At 68.0% G+C, this 18,180-nt stretch carries 18 protein-coding genes; 10 read left to right on the top strand and 8 right to left on the bottom strand.

Annotation, left to right across the window (positions count from 1 at the left end; all coding sequences use genetic code 11):
• Window positions 1–34: 34 nt before the first annotated feature.
• Entirely contained in the window at window positions 35–1,198 is a 1,164-nt protein-coding gene (locus RAB70_RS12130; protein ID WP_148828128.1) for an acyl-CoA dehydrogenase family protein, read from the bottom strand.
• A gap of 112 nt (window positions 1,199–1,310) precedes the next feature.
• The gene (locus RAB70_RS12125) at window positions 1,311–2,126 is read right to left on the bottom strand and encodes a glycine zipper 2TM domain-containing protein (RefSeq protein ID WP_026143201.1); all 816 of its coding nucleotides are present in this window, start codon (window positions 2,124–2,126) and stop codon (window positions 1,311–1,313) included.
• A 173-nt stretch (window positions 2,127–2,299) separates the two neighbouring features.
• Between RAB70_RS12125 and RAB70_RS12120 the strand changes: the two genes are divergently transcribed.
• From RAB70_RS12120 to RAB70_RS12110, 3 genes are all read left to right on the top strand, one after another.
• The gene (locus RAB70_RS12120) at window positions 2,300–2,536 is read left to right on the top strand and encodes a DUF6116 family protein (RefSeq protein WP_017912800.1); all 237 of its coding nucleotides are present in this window, start codon (window positions 2,300–2,302) and stop codon (window positions 2,534–2,536) included.
• A gap of 6 nt (window positions 2,537–2,542) precedes the next feature.
• Window positions 2,543–3,337 carry a TatD family hydrolase gene (locus RAB70_RS12115; protein ID WP_148828129.1) on the top strand — a complete coding sequence of 265 codons (795 nt, stop codon included), beginning with the start codon at window positions 2,543–2,545 and terminating at the stop codon, window positions 3,335–3,337.
• A 473-nt stretch (window positions 3,338–3,810) separates the two neighbouring features.
• Window positions 3,811–5,247 (top strand): bifunctional diguanylate cyclase/phosphodiesterase, encoded by a 1,437-nt coding sequence (locus RAB70_RS12110; protein ID WP_017909026.1) that lies wholly within the window; start codon window positions 3,811–3,813, stop codon window positions 5,245–5,247.
• Here the strand turns inward: RAB70_RS12110 and RAB70_RS12105 are convergent.
• Window positions 5,244–6,056 carry a ThiF family adenylyltransferase gene (locus RAB70_RS12105; protein WP_017909027.1) on the bottom strand — a complete coding sequence of 271 codons (813 nt, stop codon included), beginning with the start codon at window positions 6,054–6,056 and terminating at the stop codon, window positions 5,244–5,246. The genes RAB70_RS12110 and RAB70_RS12105 overlap by 4 nt on opposite strands.
• A 132-nt stretch (window positions 6,057–6,188) precedes the next feature.
• On the opposite strand from RAB70_RS12105, the gene RAB70_RS12100 reads away from it, so the two are divergent.
• Window positions 6,189–6,623 (top strand): hypothetical protein, encoded by a 435-nt coding sequence (locus tag RAB70_RS12100; protein WP_017909028.1) that lies wholly within the window; start codon window positions 6,189–6,191, stop codon window positions 6,621–6,623.
• 251 nt (window positions 6,624–6,874) lie between these two features.
• Window positions 6,875–7,357 (top strand): glycine zipper 2TM domain-containing protein, encoded by a 483-nt coding sequence (locus RAB70_RS12095; RefSeq protein ID WP_017912805.1) that lies wholly within the window; start codon window positions 6,875–6,877, stop codon window positions 7,355–7,357.
• A gap of 86 nt (window positions 7,358–7,443) precedes the next feature.
• Here the strand turns inward: RAB70_RS12095 and RAB70_RS12090 are convergent, their stop codons facing one another.
• A complete protein-coding gene (locus RAB70_RS12090; protein WP_017909030.1) occupies window positions 7,444–7,662 on the bottom strand; it encodes a cold-shock protein in 219 nt (72 codons plus the stop codon).
• 239 nt (window positions 7,663–7,901) lie between these two features.
• Between RAB70_RS12090 and RAB70_RS12085 the strand changes: the two genes are divergently transcribed.
• Together RAB70_RS12085 and RAB70_RS12080 are read left to right on the top strand one after the other, a co-directional pair.
• Window positions 7,902–8,387, top strand: a complete 486-nt coding sequence (locus RAB70_RS12085) for a DUF456 domain-containing protein (RefSeq protein WP_170268226.1) — start codon at window positions 7,902–7,904, stop codon at window positions 8,385–8,387.
• A gap of 142 nt (window positions 8,388–8,529) precedes the next feature.
• Window positions 8,530–9,681 (top strand): phospholipase A, encoded by a 1,152-nt coding sequence (locus tag RAB70_RS12080; RefSeq protein ID WP_026143478.1) that lies wholly within the window; start codon window positions 8,530–8,532, stop codon window positions 9,679–9,681.
• 58 nt (window positions 9,682–9,739) lie between these two features.
• Here RAB70_RS12080 and RAB70_RS12075 read toward each other — a convergent pair whose 3' ends face one another.
• Window positions 9,740–11,794 carry a TonB-dependent copper receptor gene (locus RAB70_RS12075; RefSeq protein WP_148828131.1) on the bottom strand — a complete coding sequence of 685 codons (2,055 nt, stop codon included), beginning with the start codon at window positions 11,792–11,794 and terminating at the stop codon, window positions 9,740–9,742.
• 122 nt (window positions 11,795–11,916) lie between these two features.
• Here RAB70_RS12075 and RAB70_RS12070 point away from each other — a divergent pair, with 122 nt between their 5' ends.
• Window positions 11,917–12,861, top strand: coding sequence for an IS481 family transposase (locus RAB70_RS12070; RefSeq protein WP_265531489.1), 945 nt, complete (start codon window positions 11,917–11,919; stop codon window positions 12,859–12,861).
• On the opposite strand, the gene RAB70_RS12065 is transcribed toward RAB70_RS12070, so the two are convergent.
• On the bottom strand, window positions 12,858–13,301 hold the full coding sequence (locus RAB70_RS12065; protein ID WP_353949531.1) for a DUF2946 family protein: 444 nt from the start codon (window positions 13,299–13,301) through the stop codon (window positions 12,858–12,860). The genes RAB70_RS12070 and RAB70_RS12065 overlap by 4 nt on opposite strands.
• A 279-nt stretch (window positions 13,302–13,580) precedes the next feature.
• Here RAB70_RS12065 and RAB70_RS12060 point away from each other — a divergent pair, with 279 nt between their 5' ends.
• Window positions 13,581–14,651: an AbiJ-NTD4 domain-containing protein gene (locus tag RAB70_RS12060; RefSeq protein ID WP_170268228.1), complete on the top strand. Its 1,071-nt coding sequence runs from the start codon at window positions 13,581–13,583 to the stop codon at window positions 14,649–14,651.
• Window positions 14,652–14,883: 232 nt separating this feature from the next.
• Here the strand turns inward: RAB70_RS12060 and RAB70_RS12055 are convergent, their stop codons facing one another.
• The gene (locus tag RAB70_RS12055; RefSeq protein WP_017915531.1) at window positions 14,884–15,519 is read right to left on the bottom strand and encodes a glutathione S-transferase family protein; all 636 of its coding nucleotides are present in this window, start codon (window positions 15,517–15,519) and stop codon (window positions 14,884–14,886) included.
• Window positions 15,520–15,628: 109 nt separating this feature from the next.
• Window positions 15,629–17,149 carry a fumarate hydratase gene (locus RAB70_RS12050; RefSeq protein WP_148829715.1) on the bottom strand — a complete coding sequence of 507 codons (1,521 nt, stop codon included), beginning with the start codon at window positions 17,147–17,149 and terminating at the stop codon, window positions 15,629–15,631.
• Window positions 17,150–17,250: 101 nt separating this feature from the next.
• On the opposite strand from RAB70_RS12050, the gene RAB70_RS12045 reads away from it, so the two are divergent.
• Window positions 17,251–18,132, top strand: coding sequence for an RNA polymerase sigma-70 factor (locus tag RAB70_RS12045; RefSeq protein WP_148829716.1), 882 nt, complete (start codon window positions 17,251–17,253; stop codon window positions 18,130–18,132).
• The last annotated feature ends 48 nt before the right edge of the window (window positions 18,133–18,180 follow it).

Raw genomic sequence — 18,180 nt, 5'->3', positions numbered from 1 at the left:
TGAACAGGCCCGCAGCCGGCCGCGGGCCTTGGATTCAAAACGCATTGATGCCGGTCAGTTCGCGGCCGACCACCAGTTGGTGCACGGTCTCGGTGCCCTCGTAGGTGATCACCGATTCCAGGTTCAGCGCATGCCGGATCGCGCCGTAGTCGGTGGTGATGCCGGCGCCGCCGAGCAGGTCGCGGCACTCCCGCGCGATGTCCAGCGCCATGCGCACGTTGTTCCACTTGGCCAGCGATACCTGCGCCGGCTGCAGCGTGCCGGCGTCCTTGAGCCGGCCCAGTTGCAGCGCCAGCAACTGCGCGCTGGCGATGCGCCGTGCCATGTCGGCCAGCTTGATCTGCGCGCTCTGCGTCGCCGCCAGCGGCCGCCCGAACAGCATGCGCTCGCCGGCATAGGCCAGCGCCTCGCGCAGGCAGGCGATGGCCGCGCCGATCGCGCCCCAGCTGATGCCGTAGCGGGCCTGGGTCAGGCAGCCCAGCGGCCCCTTCAAGCCGCGCACGCCGAGCAGGCGCTGGCTGTCGGGCAGGCGCACGTCGTCGAAGAACAGCGCCGAGGTCACCGAGGCGCGCAGGCTCATCTTGTGCGCGATGTCCTGGGTGCCGAAGCCCGGGGTGCCGGCCTCGACCAGGAAACCCTGGATGCCGTCGTCGGTCTGCGCCCACACGATCGCCACGTCGGCGATGCTGCCGTTGGTGATCCACATCTTGCTGCCGCTCAGGCGCCAACCATCGCCGTCGCGCACCGCACGGGTCTGCATCGCCGCCGGGTCGGAGCCGCCCTGGGACTCGGTCAGGCCGAAGCAGCCGATCGCCGTGCCGGCGGCCATCGCCGGCAGCCAGCGCTGGCGTTGCGCGTCGCTGCCGTAGGCATGGATCGGGTACATGCACAGCGAGGACTGCACACTGACAAAACTGCGCAGGCCGCTGTCGCCGCGCTCCAGTTCCTGGCAGATCAGGCCGTAGCAGACCGCGTTGAGGCCGCCACCGCCTTGCCCGGCCGGCAGGCTGGCGCCGAGCAGCCCCAGTTGCGCCAGTTCCGGCACCAGTTCGCGCGGGAACCGCGCCTGGTCGAAGGCGTCGCCGATCACCGGCAACACCTTGGCATCGACGAAGCGCGCCACCGCCTGCTGGATCGCGCGCTCCTCCTCGCTGAGCAGCGCGGCTACGTTGAACAGGTCGTCGCAAGGCAGGGGCATGGCGGTGTCCACGGCGAAAACCGCATTGTATCGGCCCCGCCCGTGCCGCCGCCCGCAGATAGACGAAGGCCGGCGCACGCGCCGGCCTTCGGAGGTGCAACCGCGCTGCGACTCAGCGCTGGCTGACGGCGACGTCGCCGGCCGAGGCGGTCTGGGTGACCAGGCGGCCGTCCAGCACCGGCAGGCGGTCGCTGTTCGGGCGGTCGTCCATGCGCACGGTCTTTTCCTGGCCGTCGTAACGGTAGGTCACGTCATAGCCCTTGACCACGTCCTGCGTGCCCATGGCGATGCGGCTACCCGGCTTGCTGTCCATGCGCATGGTGCCGGTGGTGCCGTCGTCGTTGCGGTAGGTCACGTTGTAGCCGGTGATGGTCGAGGACTGCGCGGTGCTGTTCTCGGTGTGGCACTGGCGTTCGGTACGGTCGACCACGCGGCCGCCGACGTGGTTCTGGTCGATGCGGTTGCCGATGAAGCCACCGGCCACCGCGCCGGCCGCGGTCGCGGCCTTGCGGCCGTTGCCATGACCGATCTGGTTGCCGAGCAGGCCACCGACCACCGCGCCGACCACGGTGCCGCCGACATTGCCATCGCGCTCGGGCAGGCGCTCCTGCACCACCACGTCGTTGCACACCTGTCGTGGCGTGGTGGTGGTGGAGGTCTGGCGCAGCGGCTCGGTGCCGATCACCTCGGCGTAGCGCTGCTGCTTCTGGGTGATCGGGTCGACCCGGACCACGTCGGCGTACTCGAGCTTGCCGCCGACGCTGTTGTCCATCGCGCTGTCGCCGCGGGTATTGTCCAGGGCCGGGCGCACGTCGCCGCTGGCGACGTCCACGGGTTTGTCGCGATTGTTCATGAAGGCCGCGGTGGCGACGCCGCCGACCAGCAAGGCGCCAGCCGCGACCAGAACGGTTGTCGTAGTGCTTTTCATGTGTGCTCTCCTGCGGGCTGACCGCGTTGTCTACGGTGCTGTGATTACCATGCCGAAGCTGAACCGATCCGCTCCCTATTCAGTAACGCGGCTTACACGCAACTGGTAACGCCCCCGGAACGTCGCCATATCAAAGCTGTTAGCGTTTCCACCGCTGCCCAGGAGCACCTGACATGCCCAACCCGATCGTCTATCCGCTGCTGCGCTGGGCGGGCAAATTGCGCTACCCGACGCTGTTCAAGATCACCGCCGGGCTGTTCGTGCTGAGCGTGCTGCTGCCCGATCCCGTGCCCTTCATCGACGAGATCGTGTTCGGCCTGGGCACCCTGCTGCTGGCCAACTGGAAGACCCGCACCCCGGCGCCGGCCACCGAGCCGCTGAACTCGACCGCGCAGCGCGTGCGCCGCTGAGCGCCGATGTCGTTGATCGACAGCCACTGCCACCTGGACGCGGAAGAGTTCGATCCGGACCGCGACGCGGTGATCGCGCGCGCGCAGGCGGCGGGCGTGCAGGCGCAGGTGGTGCCGGCGGTGACCGCGGCGTCCTGGGCGAAGCTGCGTGCGGTCTGCGCGGCCGCGCCCGGCCTGTATCCGGCGTATGGCCTGCATCCGCTGTTTCTGGCCGAGCACCGGCCCGAGCACCTGCCCTTGCTCGGCGAGTGGATCGAACGCGAGCGTCCCTGCGCGATCGGCGAATGCGGCCTGGACTTCTTCGTCGAAGGCTTGGACGAAGCCGAGCAGCAGCGCTACTTCGCTGGCCAGCTGCAACTGGCACGAGAGTTCGACCTGCCGGTGATCGTGCATGCGCGGCGCGCGGTGGACGCGGTGATCCTGGCGATCCGCAAGGTCGGGCGCCTGCGTGGCGTGGTGCACAGTTTCGCCGGCAGCGCCAAGCAGGCGGCACAGTTGCAGTCGCTGGATTTCCTGATCGGCCTGGGCGGGCCGGTCACCTACGCACGGGCGCAGCGCCTGCGCCGGCTCGCCGCCACGGTGCCGTTGCAACAGCTGCTGCTGGAAACCGATGCGCCGGACCAGCCCGATGCCGCGATCCGCGGCCAGCGCAACGAACCGGCGCGGCTGCGCACGGTACTTGACACCATTGCCGCGCTGCGCGACGCACCTGCCGCCTCCATCGCCGCGCAGACCACGGCCAACGCGCAGCGCTTGTTCGGCCTGCCCGACGTGCTTCCCGACACAGCCGTGCCGGGCTGACGCAGGACTGTCCCGCAGACACAGCGCGCACCGCTCGCCGGCGTGGCGGCGCCCTGCGCAAGCGCCGCTCGGCACACAGGCACGCTGGCCAACGCGCAGCTCCACGCTGCAGCAATCCGCGCGAACGTCGCTTGCCGCGCATCTTTCGTACGAAACTGTGAACTGGGCTACCGGATCACGGTCTTTCGACAGGGTTTCCGCCTGCTGGCTTCTGCTACTGTGCACCGCGCTGAACGGCGAGCGGATCTTTTGTCCGCCAGGCACCGGAGTGTGAACCCGTTCGCTCTCAGCAAAAGGCTCGGCGGCCGGCTCGATGGCACGCGTTCTGGCAGATCGGATCATCCTGGCGTGAAACAACCGGCAAGCCGTATCCCCTACCCGCTTCTCCACAGCGCGCGGCGCACGCGTGCGATCGCCTCCTCCGCGGCCGCCCCGGCGCGAGCGGAGCCATCGCGCATGCGAGCGCCACGACGATGAAAAGCGCCGCGAGTTCGGAGAAACACGTCTCCAACGGCGAAAGCTGGGTCTCCCTGAAATTCCGCGACAGCAATCGCAGCCGCAAGATGCGCAGCACCTTGACCCTGGCCGGGGTCTCGTGCACCACGCTCGGCGCCTTGTGGACCGTGTGCTACCTGTACTACGGCCGGCCGGAACTGGCGCTCGCCTTCGTCGGGCTCACGGCGGTCGGCCTGCTCGCGCTGTGCCGCCGCCGCCATTGCGACGAGGCCTCGTTGTCGCTGGTGGCGCATGGCGTGTTCGTGGTGGTGCTGGTGATCTCGTTCATCGATGCGCCGATCGGCACGGTGCCGCGCTCGGTGCACACCTTCTTCCTGCCGCTGGCGGCCGGCGCGCTGTTCGTGTTCGACCGCAGCCGCCGCTACCGCGCGCTGGTGTTCCCGCTGGCGTGCCTGGGCGCCTTCGTCGCGTTCGGTTCGGGCGAACTGGACTGGCTGGCGCCGGCGTCCTCGCCACCGCTGGGGATGCGCCGGCTCGGCGCGATCTCCAACATGGCCTGCGCGGCCGGCCTGCTCGCGGCGATCCTGCACATCTACCGCAACGACGTGAACGCGCGCATTTCGCTGGAGCGGGAACTGGCGCGCGCAGTCGGCAACGGCGAGATCGAGGTGCTGTACCAGCCGCAGGTGAGCGCGAACGGCAGCATGCTCGGCGCCGAGGCGCTGGTGCGCTGGCGCCATCCCAGCGGCAAGCTGCTGACCCCGGACAAATTCATCCCGCTGGCCGAAGAGAGCCAGCTGATCCGGGACGTGGGACTGGAAGTGCTGCGTCAGGCCTGCAGCACGCTGCGGCGCTGGTCGCACGAGCAGGATCTGCGTGCGCTGGTGGTCGCGGTGAACGTCAGCCCGGTGCAGTTGCTCGATCCCAACTTCGTGGCGTCGGTGAAGCAGGTGATCACCAGCGAGGGGGTGGCGCCGGCGTCGCTGGAATTCGAGCTGACCGAATCGGCACTGTACGTGGATACCGCCGGGGTGCGCGCCAAGATGCACGAACTCAAGGCGTTCGGCATCGGCTGGGCGCTGGACGATTTCGGCACCGGCTTCTCGTCGCTGGCCATGCTCAGGACGCTGCCGGTCACCAAGCTCAAGATCGACCGGCAGTTCGTCAACGACGCCAAGGCCGACGAGTCCTCGCGGCGCCTGCTGGCCAAGATCGTGGAGATCTCGGAGGTGATGGGCATGGTCGCGCTGGCCGAAGGCATCGAGGATGCGCAGCAGTGCGAGATGCTTTCGGCGATGGGTTGCCGGCACTTCCAGGGCTTCCTGTTCGGCCGGCCGCAGCCGGCGCACGACCTGGAACGGCTGGCCTTCCTGCAGGCCGGCACCGAGCGCAACCTGATGAGCGGCGCGGCCACGCGCGCCCCGGACGCGCCGCCGCCGTCCAGCGCGCGCTAGGCGGCCGCCGCCTCGCGCGCCACCGCGCGCTTCAACAGCATCTCCAGCGCCTTGCCGACCGCGGCGAAGGCGAACGCACCGGTGATGTGGGTGGCCGCGCCCAGCCCGGCACCGCAGTCCAGGTTCAAGGCCGCATCCGGCCCCAGCACCGGCCGCAGTCCGCAGACGCTGCCATCGGCCTGCGGATAGCGCACGTTCTCCAGCGAGTACACCGCCGGCACGCCGAAATAGCGCTGCGGGTTCTTGGGGAAATTGAATTCGCTGCGCAGCTTCTTGCGGATCAGCGCCAGCATGGCGTCGTGCTCGGTGCGCGACACGTCGCGGATCCGCACCAGGGTCGGATCGGTGCGCCCGCCGGCCGAGCCCACGGTCAGCAGCGGCAGCTTGCGCCGCCGGCACCAGGCGATGGTCTCGACCTTGACCCGAAAGCTGTCGCAGGCATCGATCACCAGGTCGAAGCCGGCATCGAGCAAGTCGGCGATGTTGGTCGGGGTGAGGAAGGCCTCGACCGCCACCGCCTCGATCTGCGGATTGATCGCCACGCAACGCTCGGCCATCGCCACCGCCTTGTTGCGCCCGTACTGACCGGCCAGCGCCGGCAGTTGCCGGTTGGTGTTGGACACGCAGATGTCGTCGGCGTCGATCAGGGTCAGATGCCCGACGGCCGAGCGCGCCAGCGCCTCGACCACCCACGAGCCGACCCCGCCCATGCCCACCACCGCCACCCGGCAGCGCGCCAGCCGCGCGATCGTGCCTTGCCCGTAGAGCCGGTCGATGCCGGCGAAGCGTTCGCGCCATTGTTCGTTCATCCGCGCATTTTAGGGGATTGCCTGGGGAGCCGGGATTGGGGATTGGGGATTCGCGGCGTGGCTTGGCGGCCCGCGCGCGACGCGTCGCCGCAGGCGTACCATCGGCACTCCATCCCGCTGCGCATGCCTGCCATGGCCAAGCCGCCCTCGTCCCCGCCCGCCTCCACCTCACGCTATCTGTTCGTGCTGCTGGCCGGTCTGTTGCTCGGCCTGGTGCTGACGGTGATGGCGCTGCGCGCGGTGCAGGCGCGGCAGGATCCGTTCCCGCGCAGCCTGATGCAGGTGATGGGCAAGCAACTGGCGCTGCTCGAACGCGACGCCGCGCACCGGCAATGCAGCGGTGCGGGTCCGCAGGCGCGACTGCGCACGCTGCGCCTGCTCGGCGACGAGCTGGGCACGGCGTTTCCCGACCTGGCCGACGACAGCCGCTTCCGCGAGCACGCCGATGCGCTGCGCGCCGGCGTGGACGCGGCGCTGGCACAACCGCCGGCCGACTGCGCCGCGCTGGCGCAGGCGCGCCAGCAGATCGACGAACGCTGCGACGCCTGCCACCGCGATTTCCGCTGAGCGCCCGGCGAGAGCGGCGCCGAGCTTGCTGCAGGGGTTTCGCTGACGGACCGACGCAGGCCTCGCTGCGCTGGCGGCGTGGCTTCAGCGCACATGTGCCAGTGCGCGTGTCGATGAATTGCCGCTGACGCGAGCCGGCGCGAGGCTGAACGGCACCTGCCAGGGTTGGCGTTTCATTCACGCAGGGGTGGACAGGATGCGTGCGAACGCGGCGCTGCCGCCGCGCTCCATCACTGTCGAGGAGAGCACCCATGAAGATTCAACTGATGGCCACCGCTGCCGTGGCGACCCTGGCGCTGGCAGGCTGCGCCACGTCCCCGGGCTATGGCGGCGGTTACGGCGGCGGCTACAGCCAGCCGGCGCGCGGCGGTTACACCCAGACGCGCTGCGCCGACTGCGGCATCGTCACCCGCATCGATACCGTACCGTCGGGCCGCACCGCGCCGTCGGCCACGGGCGCGATCCTGGGCGGCATCGTCGGCGCGGTCGCCGGCCATGAGATTTCCGATCACACCGGCGGCAGCAAGGGCAACCAGAACGTGTCGGCGGTGGCCGGCGCGGCGGCTGGCGCACTCGCCGGCAACCAGATCCAGAAGAACGTCACCAGCGATACCTACGACGTGCATGTGCAGATGGACGACGGTCGGGTGATCGTGGTCAACCAGCGCGACCTGGCCGGGGTGCGCGAGAACACCTACGTGCGCGTGGTCAACGGGCGCGTCGTGCCGCGCTGATCGGCCTCGCCGACCTGCCCCGAAACGCAAAAAGGCCCGCAAGTGCGGGCCTTTTTGCTGCGCGCGACGCGGCGCGCGACAACGCCTCAGAGCGGCTGCACCGCGTCGGCCTGCAGGCCCTTCTGGCCCTGCACCACGGTGAAGCTGACCTTCTGGCCTTCCTTCAGGCTCTTGAAGCCCTGGGTCTGGATCGCCCGGAAGTGCACGAACACGTCCTCGCCGTTTTCGCGGCTGATGAAACCGAAACCCTTGGCATCGTTGAACCACTTCACGGTGCCGTTTTCGCGATTGCCAGTGCCGTTCATGATCGACTTACTCCTTGGAACACGTCTCAGGGGTGGGTACGCCGTGGGGTGCGGCGGCTGGTTGCAAGGAGGAAGCGAGGTATAACGATGTAGCGGATCGGTGGATCTACCGCATCAGGCCACGATTCACGGTGACCTTTGCAAACGCAGCGGCTGCAACTTACCCCGGTCAAAATGAAAATGCAATCAGCAAAAAGACCCCATCTGTCAACCCCCAAACCTCCCCCGCGGTGAGCCACGTGGACCCTGCGTTCATCTATTACGTCTGTGCCGGCCTCCTTGTTCTGGTCGGGCTGGCAGGGGTGCTGCTGCCGGCCCTGCCCGGCACCCCGCTGATGTTCGCCGGGATGCTGCTGGCGGCCTGGGCCGACGGCTTCCAGCGGCTCGGCTGGCCGACGCTGACCGTGCTGGGCGTGCTCACCGCGCTGTCGCTGCTGGTCGACCTGCTGGCCACCGCGTTCGGTGCGCAGCGCGTCGGCGCCAGCCGCAAGGCGCTGTGGGGATCGGTGCTGGGCGGGATCGCCGGCATGTTCTTCATGCCGATCGGGCTGTTCGTCGGTCCCTTCGTCGGCGCCTTGGTCGGGGAGTACTGGCACGGCCGCGAGCTGCGCCGGGCGACCCGCGTCGGCGTCGGCACCTGGCTGGGCATCGTCCTGGGCACCGCCGCCAAGCTCGGCCTGGCGCTGGCGATGCTCGCGGTGTTCGCGGTGGCCTGGCTGCTCTGACGCAGCACGCCTGAAGCCGGCGTCGCGGCGGCAGCATGAACGTGTGATGACCCTGTTGTCGTCACTTCCTGTATTTTCCCTGCCGGCCATTCACCCCGGCAGCGCACCACCCGCCCGCGCCGCCCGTTGCAGCGAGAACCGCATGTCCCATCGTCAGGTCCGTCCCCTGTTGCTGCTGTCGATCGCGGCCGTGCCGCTTGCGCACGCGCAGGAAGTCCTGCCCACCCCCGCCTCGCCGGAAGCCTGCGTGGCGATTTCCAGCGACGCCGCCCGCCTGGCCTGCTACGACCAGGCGTTGTCGCGCCGCACCGCCGATCCGCAGGCCGCCGATGCCGCGGCAAAGGCTGCCAGCGAACGCCAGAAGCAACAGCTGGACGCCAGCGTGCCGGAAGACGCCGGCGTCGCCGAGCGCACGCGCCAGCGCGCCGCCGCGATCTTCAAGCAGGACCGCTACGACAGCACCATCGCCAATGCCGGCAAGGGCTCGCTGCTGGACAGCCGCTGGGAACTGGCCAAGGACTCCAAGCTGGGCACCTTCCAGCTGCGCGCCTACAAGCCGGTGTACCTGCTGCCGGCGTTCTGGACCAGCAAGAAGAACGAGCTGCCGTCCTCGCCGAACCCGGTCAACACGGTGACCACCGCCGAGCCGCTGGACAGCGTGGAGGCGAAGTTCCAGCTGAGCTTCAAGACCAAGATCGTGGAGAACATCTTCGGCGACAACGGCGACCTGTGGGGCGCGTATACCCAGAGCTCGCGCTGGCAGGTCTACAACGCCGAGCAGTCGCGGCCGTTCCGCGAGACCAACTACGAGCCGGAACTGATGCTGGTGTTCCGCAACAACTACAGCCTGTTCGGCTGGAAGGGACGGATGACCGGCATCCAGCTGACCCACCAGTCCAACGGCCGCAGCGATCCGCTGTCGCGCAGCTGGAACCGGGCGATGCTCAACATCGGCCTGGACCGCGACAACTGGGCGCTGGTGCTGCGCCCCTGGTACCGCATCCCGGAGAGCCGCAAGCAGGACAACAATCCGGACATCGAGGACTACATGGGCCGCGGCGACGCGACCCTGATCTACAACCGCAACGGCCACGAGGTGGCGCTGATGGCACGGCATTCGCTGCGCGGCGGCGACCGCTCGCACGGCGCGGTGCAGCTGGACTGGGGCTTCCCGATCAGCAACCTGCTGCGCGGCCATGTGCAGGTGTTCGACGGCTATGGCGAGAGCATGATCGACTACAACCACCGCGCCACCTACGTCGGCGTCGGCATCTCGCTGCTGGAATGGTTCTGATCGGCCACGGCTGAGCGGCGCACGCGACGCCCGCCTGGGCGTCGCGTGCACCGATCGCTCAGAACCGGTAGTTGCCCTTCAACCAGAGATTGCGACCCGGTTCGGCGATGCGCACCGGGTCGGCCGGGAAGCCGAAATCGGCGCTGCCGGCCAGGTTGAGATGTTCGCTGTAGCGGCGGTCGAACACGTTGTCGATGCCGGCGCTCAGCCGCAGCCCCGCACTGACCCGGTAGCCGCCGCTCACCCCCAGCGTGGCGAAACCGGCGCTGCGGCCGAGGTCGCGGCCAACCACATTGCCTTGGTCCAACGCCACCCGCCCCTGCCGCGCCACCGCGCGCAGCAGCGCCCCGGCCGACCAGCGCTGCCCTTCCCACTCCAGTCGCAGCCGCGATTCCAGCGGCGGCATCTGCGGCAAGGGCGTGCCGTCGCTGCGGTTCTCGCCCCAGGCGTAGGCCAGCGTGCCGCCGAGAGTCAGGCCGTGCAGCGGCTGCCAGTCCAGTCCCGCCTCGGCGCCGGCGATGCGCGCGTCGACGTTGTCGACGCGGGTGGTGGTGCCCATCATGCCGCCGTCGGCATAGGTGAACAGGATGAAGTCCTGCACCCGCCCGGCGTAGGCGGAGACCCAACCCTGCACGGTCGCGCCGCGGTACTGCAGGCCGAGATCGAGCTGGGTGGTGCGTTCCGGGCGCAGCCCGGCGAAGGCGTTGGCCGCGCCCATCGGCCCCATGTCGGCGGAGAACAGTTCCCAGTAGTCCGGCATGCGTGCGCTGCGGCCGAGGCCGGCATACCAGACGGTGTCGGCCGAGAGGTTGCGCTCCACGCGCAGGAAGCCACTGCCCAGGTCTTCGCTGCGCGTCTGCCCGGCGGTGGGATTGGGCATGCCCATCATGCCGGTGCTGCGGCGGGTGTCCTCGACCTGCGCACGATCCAGGCGCAGGCCGGCGATCCAGCGCTGCGCGGTACCGGCACCGAAGGTCGCCTCGGCGAAAGCGCCGAGATTGTCGAACCGCGCGTCGGTGCGCCACGGCACGGTCCGGTATGCGCCCTCGCCGCTGGCGCTGCGGTCGCGGTGGCGGCTTTGCTGGGTGTCGACGCCGGCCTGGACCACGACCTGATCCCAGCGCCACTCCGATTCCACGCGCCCGCCGCGGGTGCGTCGGTCCACGTTGGCGGCCATCGGCATCGGCATCGCCGACTGCGGGTTGGGCCGGCGCAACGTGTAGTTGTCCATGACGTGGTCGGCGTCGTTGACGTAGGCGTTGGCGCGCAGCGCTTCCCAGGCGCCGGGCAGGTCGGTGCGCTCGAAGCGCGCGGCGTAGCTGGTGCGACGGAACTGGGTGCCGTCCATGCTGCGCCCGGCGTAGCGGGCCAGGCCGTCGCCGCTGCCGGCGGAGAGTTCCAGCACGGTGTCCGGGTCCGGGGTCCAGCCCACCGCGGCGTCGGCATTCCACTTGCGCCAGCGCGACGGCACCACCGCGCCGTCGCCGTCGCGGTAGTCGCCGGACTCGGAGCGGTTGGCGTCCACGCGCGCGTAACCGCTACGGTTGCCGCCGCGCAGGTCCAGGTTCTGGTCGTTGCGGTTCCAGGACCCGACCAGCGCGCTGGCCTCGCCTTCCAGCGTCGGCGCCGCGTAATGCGGCGTGTCGCGCTCGAAGCGCACGGTGCCGGCGGATGCACCGGGCCCCCAGCGCACGGTCTGCGGGCCCTTGACGATGGTGAGCCGGTCGAAGGTCTCCGGCGCGATGTAGGACAAGGCGTTGTCCATCCGCGCGGGGCACGCGCCGACCAGGGTGCCGTCGTTGCTGAGCACGTTGAGCCGCGAGCCGAACATGCCGCGCAGCACCGGATCGCCGTTGGTGCCGCCATTGCGGATCGCGGCGAAGCCCGGCACGGTCTTCAGATAGTCGGCGCCGTCGCTGGCCGGCACCGGCTGCCGCGGCAGCTTCGGATCGACCGTCCAGGTCAGCGGCGCGACCGGCGCGGTGGCGGTCACCTGCATCCGGTCGAGGGTGGTGGCATCGGGCGCCTCGGCGTGGCCGGAGGCGGGAAACAGACTGGCAAGAATGCAGCACGACAACGCCGCCCGCGCGGGCGACGGCAGGAACTGAGGCATGAGGTGAACTCCAGAAAAGAACGGCGCCGGCGCGCCTAGCTGTGATCTCTCAGTAGGTTGTTCATCCGGGGCATCTCTGGAAGATGGGGGTTACCAAGCCAACCCAGCCCCAGGAGCCCCGGATGAACCTGCATAAACATGCCCGTTTGAGCCCTCGCGGTCGAGCCCTGCTGGTGGATCGCATCCTTGTTCATGGGCTGCGCGTGGAAGAAGCGGCGCATGCGGCCGGTGTGAGCGTCCGAACGGCCTACAAATGGCTCAAGCGCTTCAAGGAAGAGGGGGCGCAAGGGCTGAGCGACCGCACCTCCCGGCCTCACGACTGCCCCCATGCCACGCCTCGGGGCGTGGTGGATCAGGTCATCGCGCTGCGCCGTTCACGCCACACGTATCGGCAGATCGCCGAGCAGCTGCCTGTGGCGCCGAGCACCATCGCCCGGTTGCTGCGCCGCGCCGGCCTGCACCGGCTGGCCGAGCTGGAACCGGCGCTGCCGGACAATCGCTATGAATACGCCCAACCCGGCCAACTGCTGCATCTGGACATCAAGAAGCTGGCCCGTTTCCGCCAGCCCGGCCACCGCGTGACCGATGATCGGACGGTCACCTCCCGTGGCATTGGCTGGGAGTACGTCCACCTAGCCATCGACGATCACTCGCGCGTGGCCTTCGGCACCATCGAGCCCGATGAGCGCGGTTTCAGTGCCTGCAGGGCCCTGATGCAGGCGGTTCGCTACTACCGCAGCCTGGGCGTGCGCTTGGAGCGCGTGTTGACCGACAACGGCGCCTGCTACAAATCACGCCGCTTTCGACGCCTTGTCCGACGGCTCGGCCTGCGCCATCTGCGAACCCGACCCTACACGCCACGCACCAATGGCAAGGCCGAGCGGCTGGTGCAGACCAGCCTGCGAGAATGGGCTTATGCGCGCTCCTATATCGACTCCACGCAACGCGCCAACGCCTTCTCGGGCTGGCTGCATCATTACAACTGGCATCGACCACACGCCAGCCTCGGCTACAAACCGCCCATCTCCCGAATTCCACTGAACAACGTGGTGGGTTTACACACCTAGCGCACCGGAAACAGGAGAGCGTTCTGGAGATTCAGCGGCGGCCCGCGTGCGGCGTGCGCGCGCCAGCGCAAGGCGGCATGGACGCGATGGCGCAGCGGCGTCGCGGCCCTTGGCGGCGGCAACACCGCTGCCAGCAGCAGGACGATCGCCAGCCACGGCAGCAGCCGTGCGGCAAGCAGGCAGTAATCGCAGGCGGCATGCGCCGGGCCATGGTCGCGCTGTGCGCCCGACGCGTCGTCATGACCGGCGTGGACGGCAGCGTGCTGCGGCAGCACGTCAGCGGCGGCCTGCAATCCGGCCGCCGTGCACATCGGCACCGGCAGGCTTGCGTCCTCCAGCAGGCGACTAGCCACCGGCGCGACCACCAGCAGCAGCGCGGCCAGCAAGGCGGGCCAGCGCATCAGGCGGCGCAATCGAGCGGGAGCACGGAGGACGGACACCACGTCATTCTAGGCGGCCGCGTTGGCAGCGGGTCGGCCGCAGTGGCGGGTGCGACAACGTGACGCAGCGCCACGACGAGGCGGCCTCTCGCCTACTAGCGGGGCGATTGCAGCACTGTTGGCTACGGCTTTATAACAATACTCTTAGCTCGCACCGACGAGCCACCACCGTTAAATCATTGAATTTAGATACTTCTCCACTCCTACGGACGACAGAATAACGCCCTAGAAATTTGAAGCCTCGCCACCTTACTATTGGCATTTTAAAGGGGGTCATCGATGCTGACCGACATCTTCGCGGCTAGGTATGCCACCGTCCCACTATGGGAAAACTTTGGCGAAGCCGAACGCCGGCTGCTAGTTCAGTCGTTTCGCATTGTTTACGAGCAAGTACACCCATACTGGACCCATGATGGGAAGGAGCGCGACGGCGCCAAGGCTACGTGGACCGGGATACATGACCAGCTGACGATGGAATTAGGTCTCGATGAACTATCGGCACGTGGTTACTTACGCAAGGTCAACATGCTGGGTAACGAGCAGAGCATATGGGAGTCGCTCCCGATTTCCTATGTATGCAGGAACTTTGTTTGCGCACCTTACCAGGCAAATGTCACCCCCGACTCTTTCATCAAAGAGCGCTTGAGCTTCATAGAGATAGCTTTTCGTGACAGGGAAGTAACCCTTGCCCGGCTCAATAAAGAGCTTCCTGCAAAGATCATACAAGCAGAACGCGACGCAATCTTGCCGCCACGCCGTAACCAAATTGTAGCAAGAGGAAACGGTAGTCCTGGCGACGGCATCCGCGCCTGGAACAGGCAACAGAACGAGGTATTCCACAATGCGGCCACAGAATTAAACGAAAGATTCCGTCAGGCCGGTGCTCGCCTACATTACCACAATGGATTCATCCAAATATCGAATGACGAACAGATACGAAAACAAATTGAGGCGCCTTTTTGGGCACTGTTAAAAGATACGAAGTGGGCGAATGTTGACACCGACTTCAAGGAAGCTATAGACAGGCGGGATTCCGGAGGTCGCGATCCTGGCTTCTACGCAGCGAAAGCCCTTGAAAGCACGATAAAAATCATCTCCGGCGAAAAAGGTTGGACACACGGTGGCGAGCGCGGCGCCCATAGCTATATCGACAACCTAGCAAGCGTTCGCAACGGCGCCTTCATTGCACGCTGGGAGCAGGCGGCATTAAAAGGATTTTTCTCAGATGTGCGAAACGAACTCGGTCATGGCCCAGGTGACGAGCCGATGCCTGAGCTCACCCCCCAACAGACGGACTGGGCAATCGAGTTCTGCATGTCATCCATAAAAAGTTTGATCAAACGAATGTAGGCCCGATTCTGCGTCAGAAAGCCACGCGTAAGAGCAGGAGACGTCAGACGCACCGCGACAATGCAGACGCCATTCGTCACGAATCAGAGAGCAAACTCTAGCCGTTGGCACCTACCTGTGCTCATGCCTCCGTTCGCGTGCCCCTTTGATCAGTTCGGGAACTGCGGGAGAAACTAAACACAAGCACATGCGACGAAGCACTAGCTGCTATTCGCTGCTGTAATTAGGCCCGTCACGCCCAATCGGTAATGCCTTCCCGCCGATAGGTCTCGTGGAACGCAGGGCGCGCCTTCATCCGCTCGGCCAGCGCCTTGAGCGCCGGCCAGCTGTCGGTGGGCCGCGGCATGTTGCGCGACCAGCGCATCAGCATGACCAGCACGAAGTCGGCGGCGCTGCAGTGCTCGCCCAGCAGATACGGGCCGCCCTGCTCCAGGTGGGTCGCCACCTCGTCCCAGGCCTTTTCCAGGAACGCGCGGGCACTGGCGCGCACGCGCTCGGCATTGTCGGCGCCGGCCGGTTCGTCGGGATAGAACCAGTCGCGGTAGGCCGGCATCAGGGTGTAGGCGCCGAACAGCATCCAGCGGTAATAGGCCGCGCGCTCATGGGTACCGGGCGGCGGCGCCAGGCCGGCGTGCGGATAGAGGTCGGCCAGGTGCATGGCGATGGCGACCGATTCGGTCAGCACCTGCCCGTCCAGCACCAGGGTCGGTACCCGCCCCTGCGGGTTGAGCGCCAGGTACTCGGGGCTTTTCTGCTCCTGGCGCTCGAAATCGAGCATGCGCAGTTCGAAATCGACCTGCAGTTCGATCAGCAACCAGTGCACGACGAACGAGGCGGTACTGGGCGAGCCGTAAAGCACGATGGACACGACGCTTTCCCCGGAGGCGGAACCAGCGCCGATTATTGCCGCGGCGCCGGCGCACCGCCAGCGCCGCGCACGACGCCGGCGACTTCGCCGGCGTTCGCGCCGCGACCGATCAGGCCTCGACCACCACCGGGATCTTGCCGATGCGCGCCTGCCACTCGCGCGGGCCGGTCTTGTGCACCGACTCGCCGCTGGAATCGACCGCCACGGTCACCGGCATGTCCTTGACCTCGAACTCGTAAATCGCCTCCATGCCCAGGTCTTCGAACGCCAGCACCTTGCTGGCCTTGATCGCCTTGGACACCAGGTAGGCCGAGCCGCCGACCGCCATCAGGTACACCGCCTTGTTGTCGCGGATCGCGGCGATCGCCGCATCGCCGCGCTCGGACTTGCCGACCATGCCCAGCAGGCCGGTCTGCTCCAGCATCTGCCGGGTGAACTTGTCCATGCGCGTGGCGGTGGTGGGGCCGGCGGGACCGACCACTTCGTCGCGCACCGGATCGACCGGGCCGACGTAGTAGATGAAGCGGTTAGTGAAGTCCACCGGCAGCGTCTCGCCGCGGTTGAGCATGTCGATCATGCGCTTGTGCGCGGCGTCGCGGCCGGTCAGCAGCTTGCCGTTGAGCAGGATCGTCTCGCCCGGCTTGAAGCTGGCCACTTCCTCGCGGGTGATGGTGTCCAGGTTCACCCGGCGCGCGTTGGTCGGGTTGTAGGTCAGCGTGGGCCAGTCTTCCAGCGAGGGCGGATCCAGCATCACCGCACCGCTGCCGTCCAGGGTGAAGTGCGCATGGCGGGTGGCCGCGCAATTGGGGATCAGCGCCACCGGCAGGTTGGCGGCGTGGGTCGGGTAGTCCTTGACCTTGATGTCCAGCACCGTGGTCAGGCCGCCCAGGCCCTGCGCGCCGATGCCCAGCGCGTTGACCTTCTCGTACAGCTCCAGGCGCAGTTCCTCGGCACGATTGGACGCGCCGCGGGCCTGCAGGTCGACGATGTCGATCGGCTCCATCAGCGCTTCCTTGGCCAGCAGCATCGCCTTCTCGGCGGTGCCGCCGATGCCGATGCCGAGCATGCCCGGCGGGCACCAGCCGGCGCCCATGGTCGGCACGGTCTTGAGCACCCAGTCGACGATGGAATCGGACGGATTGAGCATGGCGAACTTGCTCTTGGCCTCCGAGCCGCCGCCCTTGGCCGCGACGATGACGTCGACGGTGTCGCCGGGGACCACCTTCACGTTGACCACCGCCGGGGTGTTGTCCTTGGTGTTCTGGCGCTTGCCGGCCGGATCGGCCAGCACCGAGGCGCGCAGCTTGTTGTCCGGATGGTTGTAGGCGCGGCGCACGCCCTCGTTGACCATGTCTTCCACGCCCATGGTGGCGTCGTCCCAGCGCACGTTCATGCCGATCTCGAGGAACACGGTGACGATGCCGGTGTCCTGGCAGATCGGCCGGTGGCCCTCGGCGCACATGCGCGAATTGATCAGGATCTGTGCGATGGCGTCCTTGGCCGCCGGCGACTGCTCGCGCTCGTAGGCCGCGGACAGATTCTTGATGTAGTCGACCGGGTGGTAGTAGCTGATGTACTGCAGCGCGTCGGCGACGGACTGGATGAGGTCTTCCTGCTTGATCGAGGTCACGGCTGGCTCTGCGGCTGGCGGGGGGAAACCCGCCCATTTTAGGGCAAAGTGGCGGCCCCGCCCGCTGTCACGCCGGCACGCCCTGTTCCGTCCTGGTCGTCATGACCCACGATCCGACCTTCGAATCCCACCGCCCCCGGCTGTTCGGCCTGGCCTACCGCCTGCTCGGCAGCCGCGCCGACGCCGAGGACACCGTGCAGGACGCCTGGCTGCGCTGGCAGGCCAGCGACCGCAGCACAATCCGCGACCCCGAGGCCTGGCTGGTGACCACCACCACCCGGCTCGGCCTGGACCGCCTGCGCGCGGCGCGCAGCGCCCGCGTCCACTACGTCGGCCCGTGGCTGCCCGAGCCGCTGGAGATCGCCGACGACGCCGACCCGGCCGAGCGCCATGACCGCGCCGAGCAGGTGTCGCTGGCGTTCCTGGCATTGCTGGAGCGGCTGAACCCGCACGAGCGCGCGGCGTTCCTGCTTAAGGAGGCGTTCGACCACGACTACGCGCAGATCGGCCGCACCCTGGAGCGCAGCGAGGCCGGCTGCCGGCAACTGGTGCACCGGGCGCGCGAACGGCTCGGCCAGGGCCAGGCCCGCTTCGCGGTCACGCCCGAACGTCACCGCCAGTTGCTCGACCGCTTCCTGCACGCCTCGCAACGCGGCGACCGCGCCGCCATCGTCGCCTTGCTGCATGCCGACGCGCAGCTGCGCTCCGACGGCGGCGGCAAGGTCACCGCCAGCCTGCGCCCGCTGCACGGCGCCGAGCGCATCGGCCGGCTGTACTGGGCCGTGGCGCGGCGCAGCCTGGGCCTGCAGGCGCGGATCGGCACGGTCAACGGCGAACCGGCGATCCTGCGCTTCCTGGGGCCGCGGCTGCAGTCGGCGACGCTGCTGGTGATCGCCGGCGAGCGCATCGCCGAGGTGCTGACGCTGATGAACCCGGACAAGTTACCGACGCCGACGGCGCGACCTGCAGCCAGCCGCGCCTGACCTGCGCCGGTGCTGTCACGCCGGGACGCGCCGCCGCGTCCTGGAGGG

The sequence above is a fragment of the Xanthomonas sontii genome, assembly GCF_040529055.1.
Lineage (GTDB): Bacteria > Pseudomonadota > Gammaproteobacteria > Xanthomonadales > Xanthomonadaceae > Xanthomonas_A > Xanthomonas_A sontii.
Note: the sequence above shows the minus strand (reverse complement) of the source record. Positions and strands in the feature narration are given on the sequence as shown.